This window comes from Actinacidiphila glaucinigra (assembly GCF_900188405.1).
GTDB classification, from domain to species: domain Bacteria; phylum Actinomycetota; class Actinomycetes; order Streptomycetales; family Streptomycetaceae; genus Actinacidiphila; species Actinacidiphila glaucinigra.
This window is the reverse complement of the sequence record NZ_FZOF01000036.1, coordinates 46,956-63,639: the sequence shown is the minus strand read 5'-3', so window position 1 is coordinate 63,639 and position 16,684 is coordinate 46,956. Positions and strand designations below refer to the sequence as shown.

Annotated in this window: 18 protein-coding genes; 9 read left to right on the top strand and 9 right to left on the bottom strand. The window is 70.3% G+C overall.

Annotated elements, in window-relative coordinates:
- The first annotated feature begins 144 nt into the window (after positions 1 to 144).
- The 3 genes from CHF15_RS39500 to CHF15_RS39490 are packed head-to-tail and all read left to right on the top strand — an operon-like array spanning position 145 to position 1,653.
- Positions 145 to 867, top strand: a complete 723-nt coding sequence (locus tag CHF15_RS39500; RefSeq protein WP_179280182.1) for an alpha/beta fold hydrolase — start codon at positions 145 to 147, stop codon at positions 865 to 867.
- A 50-nt stretch (positions 868 to 917) separates the two neighbouring features.
- The gene (locus CHF15_RS39495) at positions 918 to 1,127 is read left to right on the top strand and encodes a 2TM domain-containing protein (RefSeq protein WP_089228765.1); all 210 of its coding nucleotides are present in this window, start codon (positions 918 to 920) and stop codon (positions 1,125 to 1,127) included.
- 34 nt (positions 1,128 to 1,161) lie between these two features.
- Entirely contained in the window at positions 1,162 to 1,653 is a 492-nt protein-coding gene (locus CHF15_RS39490; protein ID WP_089228784.1) for a DUF4188 domain-containing protein, read from the top strand.
- 278 nt (positions 1,654 to 1,931) lie between these two features.
- Here CHF15_RS39490 and CHF15_RS39485 read toward each other — a convergent pair whose 3' ends face one another.
- The 3 genes from CHF15_RS39485 to CHF15_RS39475 are packed head-to-tail and all read right to left on the bottom strand — an operon-like array spanning position 1,932 to position 3,502.
- Positions 1,932 to 2,351, bottom strand: a complete 420-nt coding sequence (locus CHF15_RS39485) for an arsenate reductase ArsC (protein WP_089228764.1) — start codon at positions 2,349 to 2,351, stop codon at positions 1,932 to 1,934.
- A 15-nt stretch (positions 2,352 to 2,366) separates the two neighbouring features.
- Positions 2,367 to 3,116 (bottom strand): aquaporin, encoded by a 750-nt coding sequence (locus CHF15_RS39480; RefSeq protein WP_089228763.1) that lies wholly within the window; start codon positions 3,114 to 3,116, stop codon positions 2,367 to 2,369.
- On the bottom strand, positions 3,113 to 3,502 hold the full coding sequence (locus tag CHF15_RS39475) for an ArsR/SmtB family transcription factor (protein WP_089228762.1): 390 nt from the start codon (positions 3,500 to 3,502) through the stop codon (positions 3,113 to 3,115). Before CHF15_RS39475 ends, CHF15_RS39480 begins: the two co-directional genes overlap by 4 nt.
- A 96-nt stretch (positions 3,503 to 3,598) precedes the next feature.
- On the opposite strand from CHF15_RS39475, the gene CHF15_RS39470 reads away from it, so the two are divergent.
- The 3 genes from CHF15_RS39470 to CHF15_RS39455 all read left to right on the top strand — a co-directional run bounded on the left by CHF15_RS39470 (position 3,599) and on the right by CHF15_RS39455 (position 5,993).
- On the top strand, positions 3,599 to 4,090 hold the full coding sequence (locus CHF15_RS39470) for an ArsI/CadI family heavy metal resistance metalloenzyme (RefSeq protein WP_089228761.1): 492 nt from the start codon (positions 3,599 to 3,601) through the stop codon (positions 4,088 to 4,090).
- 481 nt (positions 4,091 to 4,571) lie between these two features.
- On the top strand, positions 4,572 to 5,135 hold the full coding sequence (locus CHF15_RS39460; RefSeq protein ID WP_089228759.1) for a dihydrofolate reductase family protein: 564 nt from the start codon (positions 4,572 to 4,574) through the stop codon (positions 5,133 to 5,135).
- 597 nt (positions 5,136 to 5,732) lie between these two features.
- Positions 5,733 to 5,993, top strand: a complete 261-nt coding sequence (locus CHF15_RS39455) for a cold-shock protein (protein ID WP_089228758.1) — start codon at positions 5,733 to 5,735, stop codon at positions 5,991 to 5,993.
- Positions 5,994 to 6,217: 224 nt separating this feature from the next.
- Here the strand turns inward: CHF15_RS39455 and CHF15_RS39450 are convergent, their stop codons facing one another.
- A complete protein-coding gene (locus CHF15_RS39450; protein ID WP_220093391.1) occupies positions 6,218 to 7,159 on the bottom strand; it encodes a DUF4396 domain-containing protein in 942 nt (313 codons plus the stop codon).
- Between the two features lie 271 nt (positions 7,160 to 7,430).
- Complete coding sequence (locus CHF15_RS39445) at positions 7,431 to 7,817, bottom strand: ArsR/SmtB family transcription factor (RefSeq protein ID WP_089228757.1); 387 nt, start codon at positions 7,815 to 7,817, stop codon at positions 7,431 to 7,433.
- 93 nt (positions 7,818 to 7,910) lie between these two features.
- Here CHF15_RS39445 and CHF15_RS39440 point away from each other — a divergent pair, with 93 nt between their 5' ends.
- Both CHF15_RS39440 and CHF15_RS39435 read left to right on the top strand, forming a co-directional pair.
- Complete coding sequence (locus tag CHF15_RS39440; protein ID WP_089228756.1) at positions 7,911 to 9,926, top strand: heavy metal translocating P-type ATPase; 2,016 nt, start codon at positions 7,911 to 7,913, stop codon at positions 9,924 to 9,926.
- Positions 9,927 to 10,108: 182 nt separating this feature from the next.
- The gene (locus CHF15_RS39435; protein WP_089228755.1) at positions 10,109 to 11,329 is read left to right on the top strand and encodes an acyltransferase family protein; all 1,221 of its coding nucleotides are present in this window, start codon (positions 10,109 to 10,111) and stop codon (positions 11,327 to 11,329) included.
- 547 nt (positions 11,330 to 11,876) lie between these two features.
- Here the strand turns inward: CHF15_RS39435 and CHF15_RS39420 are convergent.
- The 4 genes from CHF15_RS39420 to CHF15_RS39405 all read right to left on the bottom strand — a co-directional run bounded on the left by CHF15_RS39420 (position 11,877) and on the right by CHF15_RS39405 (position 16,134).
- Positions 11,877 to 13,037, bottom strand: coding sequence for an NAD-dependent formate dehydrogenase (locus CHF15_RS39420; protein WP_089228752.1), 1,161 nt, complete (start codon positions 13,035 to 13,037; stop codon positions 11,877 to 11,879).
- A gap of 131 nt (positions 13,038 to 13,168) precedes the next feature.
- A complete protein-coding gene (locus tag CHF15_RS39415; RefSeq protein WP_089228751.1) occupies positions 13,169 to 14,101 on the bottom strand; it encodes a LysR family transcriptional regulator in 933 nt (310 codons plus the stop codon).
- Between the two features lie 212 nt (positions 14,102 to 14,313).
- Positions 14,314 to 15,615: a methyltransferase domain-containing protein gene (locus tag CHF15_RS39410; protein ID WP_089228782.1), complete on the bottom strand. Its 1,302-nt coding sequence runs from the start codon at positions 15,613 to 15,615 to the stop codon at positions 14,314 to 14,316.
- Positions 15,616 to 15,663: 48 nt separating this feature from the next.
- On the bottom strand, positions 15,664 to 16,134 hold the full coding sequence (locus CHF15_RS39405; RefSeq protein WP_089228750.1) for a molybdopterin-binding protein: 471 nt from the start codon (positions 16,132 to 16,134) through the stop codon (positions 15,664 to 15,666).
- Positions 16,135 to 16,272: 138 nt separating this feature from the next.
- Here CHF15_RS39405 and CHF15_RS39400 point away from each other — a divergent pair, with 138 nt between their 5' ends.
- Positions 16,273 to 16,659, top strand: a complete 387-nt coding sequence (locus CHF15_RS39400) for a TOBE domain-containing protein (RefSeq protein WP_179280181.1) — start codon at positions 16,273 to 16,275, stop codon at positions 16,657 to 16,659.
- Positions 16,660 to 16,684: the final 25 nt, after the last annotated feature.

Here is a 16,684-nt window from a genome sequence, read left to right as displayed (position 1 = left end):
ACTTCCGGCCGTCGACGTCGACGTCGCGCCGGCGGACGTTCCCGCAAGCGCGGTGTGAAGAAGTGGTCGTCAGCCGGACGGTGCGGGAGAACCCGACACCCGCTCCGGCCCCTGTCGGCCGTCATCCGAAAGAGAGGTTGGTCCATGGTGAGCGGAAATCCGACGATCGTGCTCGTGCACGGAGCCTTTGCCGACAGCAGCGGCTTCAACGGCATCGCCAAGCGGCTTGTCGCCGACGGCCATTCAGTGGTCGCCGCGCCGAATCCACTTCGAGGGCTCGCTTTTGACGCGGCTCAGGTCAAGGCGCTGCTGGACAGTATCGAGGGACCGATCGTGCTGGTCGGGCACTCGTACGGGGGTGCGGTCATCTCGACTGCCGCCGAGGGAAACGCGAACGTGAAGGCACTGGTCTACCTGGCGGCGTTCGTGCCGGAGACGGGCGAGAGCGCGCAGGCACTGGTGGAGAAGTTCCCCGGCAGCACCGTGGGCGAGTCCCTCAAGCCGGTGCCGCTGCCCGACGGTCAGGTCGACCTGTACATCGACCCGAGGGTCTTCCATCCTCATTTCGCGGCCGACGTGTCGGCGGAGGAAGCCACCCTCTACTCGATCACGCAACGCCCCGCCACCGGAGCCGCCCTGGGCGAGCCCGCCACCGGTCCGCAGGCGTGGCACACGATCCCGAGCTACAACCTGATCAGCGGTGCCGACAGGATCATCCCGCCGGCGACGCAGGAATTCATGGCCCAGCGCTCCGGCGCGAAGACCCAGGTGGTCGAGGGTGCCTCTCACATGGTCTTCGTCTCCCGGCCGGGTGCGACGGTGGCCCTCATCGAGACAGCCGTGCAGGAGCAGACGCTCCCGCAGTAGCACCGCTGGTCACCGCAAGTGCAGCGATCCGTTGATCCGTGGGAGAGAGAATGCAAAAGAGCGAGAAGGCCATGAAGTGGGGCCTGCGGGTCCACCTTCTCTGGTACATCGTCGCCAATGTGGCCCAGGTGGTGCTGTGGGGGATTCTCACACCCGACCACTTCTTCTGGCCCTTGTGGTCGATTCTCGGCTGGGGTATCGGGCTGGCGATCCACTTCTGGGCAGTTCGTTCGAAGTCCCGATCACTCGTCCGGCCATGACCTGAACCAACGCAACGTGAACCAGGGGAAGATCATGTCAGAGAAAGTGGTTCCGGGTCGCAACACCGCCGCCGCCGAAGGCGACGTCGTCGTCTTCCACATCGGGCTGCGGATCAACCGGATGCGAGCATTCTCCAGTTGGTTTCCGGCATTCATGTCGATGCCACGCATGCTGCGCGAGCTGTCACAGGAGAAGAGCAGCGGGCTCCTCGGCTACAAGGTGCTTTACGGCGGCCTCCGAGACTTCTACGTCGTCCAGTACTGGTCCGACAAGGAACGGCTCCTCGCCTACGCCCACCAGCAGGACCAGGAGCACCGGCCCGCGTGGACGGCGTTCAACCGACGCGCACGCGCCGGAAGGGGTCATGTGGGCATCTGGCACGAGACGTTCATCGTCCCGGCGGGCTCCTACGAATCGGTGTACGTCGACATGCCCGCGTACGGCCTCGCCGCCGCGACGGGTGTCGTGCCGGTCGGCCGGCGCGGCGACACGGCGGCCCAGCGGCTGAGAGCGGGACGGGGGTAGGCGTCCGTTCCGCGGGGATCACTCACGCTGAAGCGCCTTGGCCCGCCTGGACACCGACCGGCCACTTGGCACCCGTCACGTGAGTGACGCGCCCCACAGATGAACGTCACCCGTACGAAAGAGCCCCCTCGCTGACCGCAGACGCCAGTGAGGGGGCTCCGGCGCGTGCCCAACGCATGGCCGCAGTTCAGGACCGGGTCAGGCGACGGTCGGCCCACCGCAGCACAGCTCCAGGAGGGCGGCGCTGCATGCGTGCAAGGGGGCGGGGACGCCGGAGGTCATGACCGCGGCTCGACGCCGAGCTCGGTGAGCAGACCCATGACGCGCTGCTCGATCTCGTCGCGGATGGGGCGGACGGCGTCGACGCCCTGGCCGGCGGGGTCGTCGAGCTGCCAGTCGAGGTAGCGCTTGCCGGGGAAGTAGGGGCAGGCGTCGCCGCAGCCCATCGTGATGACCACGTCGGAGGACTGCACCGCCTCGGTGGTGAGGACCTTGGGGACCTCGGCGGCGATGTCGATCCCGGCTTCCCTCATGGCATCGACCACGGCGGGGTTGACCGCGTCGGCGGGGGCGGAGCCGGCCGAGCGCACCTCGACCCGGTCCCCCGCGAGGTGGGTGAGGAAGGCGGCGGCCATCTGGGACCGGCCGGCGTTGTGGACACAGACGAACAGCACGGACGGGACGGTGGGAGTGCTCACGGGGTTCTTCCTTGATCAGTGACTGGTGACGGCGAGTTCCGGCTCGCCGGGCGGGACGGCGACCACCGGCGTCGCGGCGGGAGCGGTACGGCCGAAGAGGACGGCGACGAGGGCCAGGCCGACGACGGCGCCGACGAGTTGGGCGGCGATGAACGGCGTCACGGAGGCGGGGGCGATGCCGGCGAAGGTGTCGGAGAAGGTGCGTCCGATGGTCACGGCGGGGTTGGCGAAGCTGGTGGAGGAGGTGAACCAGTACGCCGCCCCGATGTAGGAGGCGACGGCGACCGGTCCGATGCGCCGCTGTCCCGTGCGGCCGAGCCCGAGGATGAGCACGATCAGGCCCGCGGTGGCGACGACCTCGCCCAGCCACAGGTGCCCGGCGGATCGGTCGTGCGCGGACCAGGCCACCAGCGGTTCGGCGAACATCGCGTCGGCCAGGACGGCACCGCCGATGGCGCCGGCGACTTGGGCGGGCACGTAGACCGCGACCTCGCGCGGGGCCGGTCCGTCACCGGTGGCACGGCCGGTCCACCAGACGGCCAGGGTGACGACCGGGTTGAGGTGCGCGCCGGAGACCGGGCCGAGCAGGGCGATCAGCACGCCCAAGCCGAACACGGTGGCGAGGGAGTTGGCCAGCAGTTGTACGCCCACATCGCGGGACAGCTCCGTGGCCTGGATGCCCGAGCCCACCACGACCGCGACCAGGGCGGCGGTACCGACGCACTCGGCGGCGGCCCGGCGGCCGAGCGGAGATGGGGCGGTCATCCGCGGGCCCCGGCAGCAACCGGTTCGGCCGGGGCCTGGAGGAGGGAGGAGAGCCGGGCGAGCGCGGGCGGCAGGACCCAGTAGTAGACCCAGGTGCCGCGGCGTTCGGAGCCGACCAGACCCGCTTCGCGCAGCACCTTGAGGTGATGGGAGATCGTCGGCTGCGACACGTCGAACGGCCCGGTCAGATCGCACACGCACGCCTCGCCGCCCTCGTAGGAGGCGATCAGCGACAGCAGCCGGAGCCGCACCGGATCAGCCAGGGCCTTGAACATGCGCGCCAGGTCGACGGCATCCGCTTCGCCCAGCGGTTCGCGGACCATCGGCGAGCAGCACGCGACGTCCTGATCGTCCTGCCCGAGGACCCGCAGTTCTGATTTCGACATGTGTCTATGTTGACGCTCATCGATGCAGCTGGCAACCTCGACCCTGTCGAGCTGTATCGATGGATGTCGATACAGAAGCAGAAGAGGGAGTCCGTCATGTCCCGCGTTCAGCTCGCCCTGCGCGTCGCCGACCTCGAAGGGTCCATCGCGTTCTACTCCAGGCTCTTCGGCGTCGAGCCGGCCAAACTCCGCCCTGGCTACGCCAACTTCGCCATCGCCGAACCCCCGCTCAAGCTCGTCCTGATCGAGGGCGAGGACGGCCAGGACACCCGCTTGGACCACCTCGGTGTCGAGGTCGAGTCCACCGACCAGGTCACCGCGGCCACCGGGCGGCTCCGGGACGCGGGTCTGGCCACCTTCGAGGAGAACGACACCTCCTGCTGCTACGCCCTCCAGGACAAGGTCTGGGTCACCGGCCCCGGCAAGGAACCGTGGGAGGTCTACGTGGTCAAGGCCGACGCCGACACCCTCGGCAAGACCGCGGACGGCGCACCGGTCGCGTGCTGCACCTCCGAGGACCGGGCCGAGTCGGCCCAGGACGCCACGCCGGCCGGCATCGGCGGAGGATGCGCCTGCGGTCCCCGCTAGCCGGTGTTCCCGGCCGACCGCACGGCTGGTGCACCACGGCCATCGGAACCATCACCGCCGGTCGGGCCCGGCTGCGATTCGTTCGGCCTGGTCAACCTGCCCGTCCCGCTTCCTCCCGCCGGAATCGACGCCCATCCGCCCGCAGATCCGACCTGACACGGAACCGGGTCGGGCACGCCGCCGGCGTGGAAGTCGTTTTCCTCGGCGTCACCGGCCTCGTCGGCGCGGCACCGGCGCCGGCGTCGGCGGGGAGCGGTGGCGGAGATCGCGGGGGCTGCCGGCCGTCCGGGCCCGGCATGCCGACGACCGTCGTCCTCTCCAACCCCGGGCCCCACGTCTTCGCCGTCCCCGCCGGGGTCACGTCGCTCCTCGTCGAGGCCGGTCGTGCGGTGACGTGGCCCAGTGGATCTCGCGTCGCGATGAGTCCTGCGGTGTCCGGCGGTCGTACTGTCGAAACCACCGTTACCGAGGAGGCCTTCTGATGCGCAGCGTGACGTACTCGATGGGCGTCTCACTGGACGGCTACGTCGTCGGGCCGGACGGCGGCTTCGACTGGACGCCGCCCGACGAGGAGGTCTTTCGCTTCGCCACCGACGAGGTGCGAGAGGCCGGTGTCCACCTGTTGGGACGACGGCTGTACGAGACGATGCTGTACTGGGAGACCGTCGACCAGAATCCATCGCTCGACTTCTCTACGCTCGACTTCGCCACGGTGTGGAAGGCGCTCCCCAAGGTGGTGTTCTCCACCACGCTGTCGGCGGTGCAGGGCAATGCCCGCCTGGCCTCCGGCGGCCTGGCGGAGGAGATCGAGCGATTGCGAGCCGAGCCGGGGGACGGCAACATCGCGATCGGCGGTGCGACGCTCGCCGCCGAGGCGGCCGCGTCGGGTCTCATCGACGAGTACCGGGCCAGGGTCTACCCGGTGCTGGTGGGCGGCGGCATTCCGTTCTTCCCGCAGCACGAGCGCCGGGTGGATCTCGAACTGGTCGAGACCCGCACCTTCGGCTCAAGAGTCGTCTACCTCCGCTACCGCGTGGTGCGTTAGCCGACTGGTCCGCCGAACCCTGGGAGGAACGGGCTGCCAGTGATGTTCCCTCAGCGAAGTGACCTACGAGAAGCGGCGTAAGCCACCGTCTGGCGAGGGCAGGAGCCAGCTCGACTCGCGGCCGGCGTATGACCCCTCGCCATGCTCGACCCCAGCCCGGGCAGGCCACCGGTCAAAGATCGCGCCAACGCCCACGGGATACTGCGATCCGCCGCACCGCTTGTCGGACACCGCGATGAATGACGACGAGACGAGCTTGCCACTCCATCAATGAGCAAGGGGCGGCGGCGCGGTGAGGCGGTGCCGAGCGGGGACTCGCGGGGAACAGCGGTGGCAGGGGCGTGCTGCAGCAGTTGAGCGTTTGCCCGGGTGTGGAATGGTCCGTAGCCTCAGTCTTCCAAACTGGGGCGTGAGACCGTTGAACTCGGGCCGCACGACCCGGACTTCGCCGTACCGCACATGGTCGCCGCCGCACGGGTCACGACGACGCCGCCGTTCGCCGCTGCCTCGATCACCGGCACGAGATACTCGTTATCGGCTGAGGCACCCGGCGGTCGACCGACAACCTCGAAATCACCGCAGCAGGGGGAGAGACACATGAGTCGTCGCGGAGGGACCCGCAAGGTCGCCGCGGTCGTGACTGCGACCGTGCGGGAGTGGAGCGACGAGGAGGGTTGGGGTGTCCTCGACTCGCCCGAGACTCCCGGAGGGTGCTTCGGCCACTACTCCCACATCCAGGCACCCGGCTTTCGCACGCTGTCCCCAGGGCAACAGGTCGATCTCAGCTGGGAAGCGCCCGGCTTCAAGCAGGACGGGTACGACTACCGGGCGGTGAGCATCGTTCCCCGCGGTGCCTGACATCCACGGCCGGCATCAGCGGATCCGCACGCCGGCATACGTCAGCGCCCCCGCACGACCGCCGGATCTGCCGACGACGGCACCAGGGGCGGGCGTCGATCGAACTCCTCAAGCGGGTGTCGACCGCTTGTCCGCGTGAGGTTGAGCGGCGGTCCGGCGCTGACAGCCCGCACAATGACGGTGCCCGCAGCTTCCGTCGCACCGAGGGCACCGGCGGTGGGTCGCTACGTCATCGTCAGGTTTCCGAAAACGCCCGCGATGAGGAAGCCCGCACCGAAGATCGCAAAACTGACCAGGGTCATCACGGCGAGTCGGCTCCGGCTGACCCCCGGTTCCATGTGGTGCGCGCCGTTGGACGGCGCCATGGCACCGTGGTCACGGGCCGGCTCCGCGGAACCGTTCGCACCGTGGCCAGGCGTCGGAGCGTGGTGAGCGAGCGCGGGCGAGTGCGGCTCGCGGCCGCTGAGCGTGGCGCCGGCGAGGGCGAGTGCCGCGACCTGGGGGACGGGGCGGGCGTCGTCGCGGACGGTCATCATGCCGTGCTTGAGACCGTGGCCAACCAGCCACCAGTTCATCGGCAGCGCGACGATGAACCCCGCGCACAGCGCGATGGACATGACGAACCAGAGCTGTGGGCTCGTCGGCTCCGTGGCCGCCATGGCGTGGGACAGCCACGGAACCATGACCGCCGTCATCCCGCCCATGACGGCGTTCATGGACAACAGCTCCGCGATGAAGGTTTTGGACAAAGACCTGCGGTACGAGCCGAACATGCTCTTCATGAACAGCGCCTGGAACACGGTCCAGCCGAACAGGAATCCCAGGGCGTACTCGCACAGGACTTCGGCCCACATCGGCAGGCCTGCTCCCGACGTGAGGGCCTTCGCGGCGAGGATGCCTATGCCGTCGCCGGCCACGCAGTGCATCGTGGAGCCGACCACCTGCCGCCACTTCGCGGAGACGTACTGCTCATGGGTGCCCGGCAGCGGTTCCCGGCAGCTCAGCACGTACAGCAACGCTCCGAACAGTCCGCTGAACGCGGTGACGATCACGAAGCCCCACTTCATCACCGTGGACTCCGGTGTCGTCCGGATGTCGATGGCCACGAACAGCACACCGATCACGACCTGGATGAACCACAGGAGCATGACGCCCTCGATGAGCATCGTCGCCTCCTCCTGAGCTGTTCTCGGCGCTTCATCTCGCGGAACGCCGGCTGGCACTGGTCTTGGCGGGGCAGGTCACGTCCGATGCCTGCCCGGGCCGGGCCCGGCGCCTTCGGCAGCAGTTCCGGGTCGCCGGACAGCTCAAGCCTTTCCGAGTCCTCACCTGCACACTTGCACGCGTACACAGCCGGCGCCACGCGACATCCGAGCCGAAACCCCGGCCTCTTCATCCGGAAGGCGAGAAGCCGCCACAGCTTCCGTCGGCGGGGCCTCAGTCTGCGGGAACGGCCTCGGGCAGCGCGGCCGGGACGTCGCGTACGCCCAGCCGCAGGTGCTCGACGTGGTAGAGGGCCTGGTCGAGGAGCTCCGCGACGTGGTCGTCGTAGAGGGAGTAGATGATCGACCGCCCCTGCCTCTCGCCGGTGACCAGGCCGAGGTTGCGCAGCAGGCGGAGCTGGTGGGAGCAGGCGGAGGCTTCCATGCCGGCCGCTTCGGCGAGCTCGTTGACCGAGCAGGCGCCTTCCCGGAGCCGGGCCAGGATGTGGAGTCGGGACGGGGTTGCGAGGGCTTGAAGAGTCGCGGCGACGTCGGCGGTGCCGACGGCGTCCAGGCGCTCGCGAGTGGTGGCACTGCCGGTGGCGTCGCGTCCGTGACCCATGGCGTCATCATACCGATGACACCTGAAGACCTCTTCAGGTATTCCTGTATCGTGGAGGCGTCGCCCCCTCCGCCCGTGAAGGGTTGCTTTGTCATGCCTTCTGTCCTGGACCAGCGGCCCGCACCGGCCCCCGCCGAACCTCGGCGTACGACCCCTGTCCGCCGCCGCACAAAGGTCCTGGCGCTACCGGAGGCCCAATGGGCGCTCGCCGCGCTGGTCCTGTTCCTGATCGCCCTCCCCCTGCGCCTCCTGGGCGCGCCGGCGTGGCTGTCGGGAGCGCTGTTCGCCGCCACCTACATCACCGGCGGGTGGGAACCGGGCTGGGAGGGCCTCAAGGCCCTCAAGGACAAGACGCTGGACGTGGATCTGCTGATGGTGGTGGCGGCGCTCGGTGCCGCCGCGATCGGCCAGATCGTCGACGGCGCGCTGCTGATCGTCATCTTCGCCACCTCCGGCGCCCTGGAAGCCGTCGCCACCGCCCGGACCGCGGACTCCGTACGCGGGCTGCTCGACCTCGCGCCGTCCACGGCGACCAGAGTCCTGGCCGATGGCCGCGAGGAGACCGTCAATGCGCGACGCCTCGTGGTGGGGGACATCATCCTGGTCCGTCCGGGCGAGCGCGTCGGCGCGGACGGGCAGGTACTCGACGGAACCAGTGACGTCGACCAGGCCACCATCACTGGCGAACCGTTGCCGGTGGTCAAGCAGGCCGGTGACGAGGTGTTCGCCGGCACCGTCAACGGCACCGGTGCCCTGCGGGTACGGGTCGAACGGGACCCCGCCGACTCGGTGATCGCCCGGATCGTGAGGATGGTCGAGGAAGCCTCCGCGACCAAGGCCCCGACGCAGCTGTTCATCGAGAAGATCGAGCAGCGCTACTCGATCGGCATGGTCCTGGCGACCCTCGCCGTCTTCGCCGTGCCGCTCGCCTTCGGTGACCACCTGCAGTCGGCGCTGCTACGGGCCATGACGTTCATGATCGTCGCCTCGCCCTGCGCGGTCGTGCTCTCCACCATGCCGCCCCTGCTGTCCGCGATCGCCAACGCCGGCCGCCACGGCGTCCTCACCAAATCCGCCGTCGTCATGGAACGCCTGGGCCGGATCGACACCGTCGCCCTGGACAAGACCGGCACCCTCACCGAAGGCACCCCCCGCCTCACCGACATCCGCCCCCTGCCCGGCAGCGACCTGGATCAGGCCGCCCTGCTGCGCCTGGCGGCATCGGCCGAGCACCCCAGCGAGCATCCCCTCGCGCGTGCCGTCGTCGACGCAGCCCGCGAGCGCGATCTCCTGCCGGTGGCCGCCGAAAACTTCACCTCCGTACCCGGCGAGGGCGTCACCGCCGGCGTCGAGGGCTGCACTGTCCAGGTCGGCTCCCCCGCACGACTTCTCGTGCCCGACGGCCTTCACGCAGCGGTTGTGACCGAACTCGAGGACGCCGGGAAAACCGCGGTGGTCGTACTGCGCGACGGCCGGCCCGTGGGTGTCCTCGGCATCGCCGACCGGCTGCGCCCGGACGCCGCCGCCACCGTTGCCGCCCTCGCCCACCTCACGGGACGCACTCCGGTCCTGCTGACCGGCGACAACGAACGCGCCGCAAAACACCTGGCCGCACAAGTGGGCATCACCGACGTGCGCGCCGGACTGCTGCCCCAGGACAAGGTGTCCGCCGTCCGGGCGTGGGAGGCCGAAGGACAGCGGGTGCTGGTCGTGGGAGACGGGGTCAACGACGCCCCCGCGCTGGCGGCCGCCCACTCGGGTATCGCCATGGGCAAGGCCGGCTCGGATCTCGCGCTCGAAACCGCCGACGCCGTCGTCGTCCGCGACGAACTGGCCACCATCCCTGCCGTCATCGCCCTCTCACGCACCGCCCGCCGTCTGGTCGTCCAGAACCTCGCCATCGCGGGGCTGTTCATCACCGCGCTGGTCGCCTGGGACCTGTTCGGCAGCCTGTCGCTGCCCCTCGGCGTCGCCGGCCACGAGGGCTCGACCGTCATCGTCGGACTCAACGGTCTGCGCCTGCTCCGCGAGGCCGCCTGGCTCCGCCACACCGAGCGTCCCGGCACGTCCGCGCACACCGCAGGCCTCGAAAGGCAGGACGCCGCATGACCTCCGGACCGAGCCCCCCAGCCCGAACCGGCCGGCGTCCACATCGAGGCGTTGGGCCGGGCCCCGCAGCGTGGGCGCGTATCGAAAGTCGATCTTCGATGTGAGCGGAGTCCGTTGCGGGGGTGGCGCCCGGCGGCTGCCTTTCCCACACTGGTGACGTACAGGCGACGGGGGGCACAGGCATGGAGACGCGCACGGAACCGGCGCAGGCACCGTTACCGGAGCGGCGGCCGGAGCTGGACGCGATCCGGATGCTGGTCGTGATCGGGCTGGTCTTCTTCCACTCTGCGCTCGTATTCGCCGCCGACGACGACTACTACGTCAAGAACGCCGAGACCACCGAAGCCATCATGATCATCGCCGGGTTCGGCGTCGTCTGGGCGATGCCGCTGCTCTTCCTCATCTCCGGCCTCGGTGCCTGGCACTCGCTTCAGCGCCGCGGCGCGGGCGGCTTCGCCAGGGAGCGGCTGCTGCGGCTCGGCGTTCCGCTGGTCTTCGCGACCCTCGCGCTGAACCCGCTGCCGCAGTGGCTGCGGCTGCGCTCGGCCGACGCCGACTACCACGAGTCGTACCTCGGGTTCCTGCCCCGCTTCTACGACGTGCACCTGGAGCCCGGGGAGTTCCCCTTCATCGTCCAAGGCGAGCACTTCGAGACCGGCCATCTCTGGTTCGTCGTGCTCCTCCTGACGTTCTCCCTCATGCTGGCGCCGTTCCACCGGTGGTTGCCGCGCGAGCGCGTCCGCCGCATCGGCGACCGGGTGGCGGAGGCGACCCTGCAGCGGCGGGGCGTTGTGTTCCTGCCGGCCCTCGCCTTCGCGGCGATCTGCGCCTTCGCACGGCTGGAGGAGGACTACGCGGGCTGGCACCGATGGTCGTACCTGCTGTTCTTCGTCGCCGGCTTCGCGCTCGCCGGCGACGACCGCTTCCGCACCGCGATGCGGCGCGACGCCGGGACCGCGGCCTGGCTCGGTGCCCTGCTGTTCGCGGCGGCCGGCCCCGGCTTCGCCCTGGCCGACGAGCCCTTCACGGAGATGACCGCCCTCGCAACCGCCTCACGTGCGCTGTTCGGCGCGGCCGGATGGTGCCTGGTGGTAGCCATCCCAGGCCTCCTCGACCGTCGGCGGCTGGAGCGACCGCGTGCGGCGCCGAACCCGACGCCGACGACGCGTCGGCGCCTCTACGGCTATCTCGCCGCGGCCGTGCTGCCGCTGTACGTGCTGCACCAGCCGATCGTGGTCGCCGTCGCATACTTCGTGACCGGCTGGTCCGCGCCGATCCCCGTTGAGTACGCCGTGCTCGTGGTGATCGCCCTCGTCCTCACCCTCACCGCGTACGAGCTGCTGGTCCGCCGCACGCGGGCGACCCGCTTCCTGTTCGGGATGCGACCCTGGTCAGCCGAGTAGCCCTCGAATGACCACCTCGGCCAAGGAGTCCGTCTTCTGCCGCCACTCGTCGGTCGGCGGTTCCCCCACTTCATCCATGCGCCGCACGAGTTGCCTCTGTGTCATGACGACTGCGGGTCCGGTGAGCGCGCTGAACAGTACGTCCGTGCTCATGGCCGGCATCAGGCCCGAAGCGATGAGCCGCCGCGCAAGTGTGGGCTCCCACAAGCAGCCGTATGCCAGGAGCCCATGGGTCGGTGACTCCCGAATCAACGATGAACCCTTGGCAGCGGCTGCGCGCGGCCCAGCCGATCCCCCGGACGATTGCCCGCCGGTTTCTCGGATGAATTCGCGCAGGCGTGGCAGAAGCGTCTCCGGCTGTCCCCCGACGATCCGATGAAGCTTGCGGTTCCTCCCCGTCCGAGCACGGGCATCGTGAGCTTGCTCCTCTCGGACGTCCGCCACGAGGAGGCCACCGCCCGCGTCACGTCGACGACCACGCGGATCGATCGCGTCCGAGCACAGCGGGGGGCGGCCTCCGTCATTCACGTGGTGGCCGTGCGGCCGTTCACGTGTTGACCGAGTAGGAGTGGGCCCCGGTCCCGGCCAGTGCGCCTCCGTCCACGATCAGGTACTCGTCGCGGATGGGCCGGCCCGTGAACCAGGACTCCAGGATCTCCCGCGTTCCCGCCGCGTAGCGTGCCTGCGCGGACAGCGAGGAGCCGGAGATGTGCGGGGTCATGCCGTGGTGGGGCATGGTGCGCCAGGGGTGGTCGGCGGGGGCGGGCTGCGGGTACCAGACGTCGCCCGCGTAGCCCGCCAACTGCCCGCTGCGCAGGGCCCTGTCGACGGCGTCCGGGTCGACGATCAACGCCCGCGCCGTGTTGATGAGGTAGGCGCCGCGCTTCATCTTGCCGAGGAGGTCGTCGCCGAAGAGCCCCTCGGTCTCCGGGTGCAGCGGCGCGTTGATGGTCACGACGTCGCAGTGCGGCGCCATCTCCACCGCGCTCTCGTGCCAGGTCAGCCCCAGCTCCTCCTCGACGGATTCCGGCAGCCGGTGCCGGTCGGTGTAGTGCAGCTTCACGTCGAAGGGTGCCAGCCGGCGCAGCACCGCCAGGCCGATCCGGCCGGCGGCGACGGTGCCGACGTGCATGCCTTCCAGGTCGTAGGAGCGGGCCACGCAGTCGGCGATGTTCCAGCCGCCGTCCAGGACGACCTGGTGGGAGGGCAGGTAGTTCCGCACCAGGGAGAGCGTCATCATCACCACGTGCTCGGCGACGCTGATGCTGTTGCAGTAGGTGACCTCGGCGACGGTCACGCCGTGCGCGATCGCGGCGTCGAGGTCCACGTGGTCGGAGCCGATGCCGGCGGTGACCGCGAGCTTGAGGTTCTTGGCGGCGGCGATGCGCTCCGCGGTCAGGTACGCGGGCCAGAAGGGCTGGGAGATGACGATGTCCGCGTCCCGCAGCTCGCGGTCGAACGTCGATCCGTCGCCGTCCTTGTCCGAGGTGACCACGAGGGTGTGCCCGGCCTTCTCCAGGAAGCTCCGCAGGCCGAGTTCACCGGAGACGCTGCCCAGGAGGTGGCCCGGGGTGAAGTCGACCGCCTCGGGGGTGGGGGTTGTCTGGCCGCCCGGGTAGTGGTCGATGCGGGGCAGGTCGTCGCGGGCATACGTGGTCGGGTATCCGCCGGTCGGGTCGTCGTACAGGACGCAGAGCACCTTGGCCATGGTTGTGGCTCCTCAACTCCGGAGGCGGGAGATCGGCTCATCTCCCGGACGGGAAGGTTGACTTTGACGATCCTCCGGGTCGAATGCGCTGGTCAAAGCGTTCTTCGCTATGCCGGGATAGCCGGCGGCTATCAATCCTCGGCGTCGAGGTGCTTGCGCAGCACCGCGTCCAGCGCCTCCTGGACGCCCACTTCGCGAGCCACTGCCAGCAGTGCCTCGGCCAGGACGGACGGGGGGGTGTCCGGGCCGGTCACCAGGCCGACGCGCGGTCCGTGTGCGGGCCCCTCCAGCGGAACGACCCTCATCCCCTCGGGTACGCCGAACATGTGCAGCCAGGCATGGGAGATCACGCTGGACCAGGGACCCCCGGGCAGATGGGCGTACAGTGCGGCCACGCTGTCCGTCTCGATGGCGGGGGCGACCGTCGCACCGTCGGCCTCGAAACACGCGTCGATGATGCGGCGGTTGCGCATCCGCGGGCTCAGCAGGCACAGCGGCAAGGCCGCGGCCTGCGCCCACCGGGCCGTGTCCGCACCGGCGAGCGCGCCGTCGGCGGGGGTGAGCAGGACGTATCGCTCTTCATAGAGCGGGAAGCGGCGCAGGTGCCGCAGCGTCTCGTCGTCCAGGTAGGTCATCGCCGCGTCCAGCTCGAACTGGGCGAGTCCGTGGGTGATCTCGGCCGAGGACAGCGACTCGATGTTGACGCGGGCGTTCACATGGCGGTGGCAGAAGGGTGTCGTCAGCAGGGAAGCGGCAGGCAGCGCGGTGGGGACGACACCGAGCCGGAGCGTGCCGGTCAGGCCGTCGCGCAGGGCGGACAGTTCATGCTGGAGGGCGTCGCATTCGGCGAGGATGCGGTGCGCCCAGGCGAGCACCACCTCGCCCTCCGCGGTGAGCCCCTCGTAGCGCCTGCCGCGTCGCACGATCGGCACCTCCAGCTCGTGCTCGAGGCGGCGTATCGCGGCCGACAGCGAGGGCTGCGATACGTAGCAGACAGCGGCCGCGCGGGCGAAGTGCCGCTCCCGGGCGAGCGCGACCAGGTACTCCAACTGACGCAACAACATGCACGATCTCCGGTCTGGGTGGCATCTGCGGGGCTTGCGGTGGGGTGGGGTGGGGCTGGGTCACTACCTGTGGTGCGGGTCCCGCCGCCGCTCGACCGCGTGCGATCCACGTCGACGGGCGGGGGCGGGGCGCCGCCGGGGGGCTGTCACTGGGGCTTGCTCCGTGTGGCATCGGCAGGGACCGACCGATGGCAGCAGGGTGTTCTAGAGGATCATCCGTTGCGTACGGCTCGCGCCATGAAGTGGTGCGCCGCGTCCTCGTACCCGGCCGGGTCCCAGCCCGCCGCGCGCAGAGCTGGGCGCAGGTTCTCCTCCGCCAGCGGGTCGGCCGGGTCAAGGGAGCGGCCGTGGCGGGCGGCGCGTTCGGCGCGACCGGAGGGATGGAAGAGCAGCAGCACACCGCCGGTGACGGTCACGCGGGCCCACTCGTGCAGGGCCGCTGCGGGCTCGCGGACATGGTCGACCAGACCCGCGCTGAAAACCCCGTCCAGGGATCCGGCCGGCAGCGGCAGTCGGCAGGCGTCGGCCAGCAGCAGCCGGGCGACGGCGCCGCGTCCTTCCCGGACCGCGGCCGCGAGCATCGCGGGAGTGAGGTCCACTCCGAGCACGACTCCCTCGCCGCCGACCGCCGTGCGCAGGGCCGCCAGGGCCCGGCCGCTGCCGCAGCCCACGTCCAGGACACGTTGCCCCGGGCGCAGTTCCATGGCGGCGACGGCCGCCGCGTATCGGGGCCCGTCGGCGGCGAAACGCCGCTCCCAGTCCGCCGCACGGGATGTGAAGAAGGCACGGGTCGTGGTCTCGAACGCCCGGGCGGCCGCCAGGTCGGCGAACCGCTCGAGGATGCCCCCGCGGCAGGGCGTCGACACGGCTCGTCCGCCAGGAACCGGTGCCGTGCGGTCCGGCACGGTGGTCAGCCCGGCCCGGAGGGCCGCGGCGGCATCCGCCTCTGCCGCGTCTACATCCGGCTGGAACTGCAGCCCCCAGGCCCGAGCGCCGATCCGGAACGCCTGGACCGGGTGGCGGTCGCAGCCGGCCAGCAAGGCGGCACCGGCCGGAAGGTCCAGGGTGACGCCGTGGCCGTGCGGCACGCGGAAGCGTTCGGGGGCCCCGGCGAACAGCGGATCTTCAGACGCGGCCGTGGTCGTGCGTACCTCCTCGCAGCCGCCCGGCCCACCAGGGCCGGGGCGAGTGGCGCCGCCTGCCGCCAGGGCCAGCAACTGCCCGCCCAGGCCCACCCCGAGCACGGGGACCTCGGCCTCCAACGCGGCCCTCAACAGGGCCAGCTCGGCGGCCGAGGTGGGAAGCTCGTGGGATCGGGTCAGGTCCTCATGCGCGGCCGGCGGCCCACCCCACACCACCAGCGCCGCGAGTGCGGCCGGCGACCGCGGCACCGGGTCGCCCGCCCACACCCTGCAGACCCGCACAGCCAGCCCGGCGGCCTGCAGCGTCGTACCGATGGCATCCGGGCTCGCGTGCGGCAGGTGCTGGACGACCAGGACACCCGGCGGTTCCACCCAGCTCAACAGTCGTCCTCCGCCGTTCCCGCACAGGTTCGATGCATGTCACGCCCGCAGGCGGTAGCCGCCGTCCACGCGGATCGCGTTGATGCCGCTGATGTGCCGTGCCCCGCAACGGTCCTGAGGCAGGACCAGCTGAGGGCCGACGAGATCCAGCGAGGTGCCGTCGATGGTGACGGCGAGCAGGACCGGTGCGCGACCGAAGTCGGGGTCGATCTCCGCCCAGGACAGCAGGGCGCGGTGGCCGTCCGCGCCGTCCACGGCGATCAGGAACCGCAGGCGGTCCTTGCGCCGGGTCGGGTGGAATCCGGGACCGGCGGCCGTCAGCACGTCGTGCAGCAGCGGTCCGGTGAAGCGATGGCGCTGGATGCCGCTGGTGGCGCACTCGAAGCTGACGTCGGCCCGGTGCTGCCGCCACGTGAGCAGACCGGGCACCGTCAGCCGGGCCGGACGGGCCAGATCCCCGGTGAGGGCGAGTTCCGCCACCGGGCCGGCGGTCGCGAGGGACTGGCTCACGGGCTATCACCTCCCGCAGGACGGTACCCCAACGCATAACCCACGTAAACGCACATGCAACCCCTGTGAATCGCATGCCCGGCGAATACGAAGGGACAGTCAGGTTTGGCCTCGCACGTGCGGCAGTATCATCATCGTATGCACACCTACCGGATCGGCGACGCTGCCGTCCTGCTCGGCGTCAGCACCGACACCGTCAGGCGCTTGGTCGACGGCGGGAAACTCACCGCCGAGCGCGACGGGACGGGCCGCCGGATCATCCCCGGTCCGGCCCTCGCGGCCTACGCCCGGCGGATGCACCGGACGGAGCGGCAGCCCTCCGGCTCCTCGGCCCGCAACCGCTTCTCCGGCATCGTCACGGACGTGATCCTCGGAGACGTCTCGGCGCAGGTGGAGATCCAGGCCGGGCCGTTCCGGGTGGTGGCGATGGTCAGCCGTGAATCGGCTGAGGAGTTGAGGCTTGAACCCGGTGTTCCAGCGGTTGCCATGATCAAGTCAACCAACGTGGTCGTCGAGAGACCGTAGATGTGTCCGTCAGGACCAGAGGGAG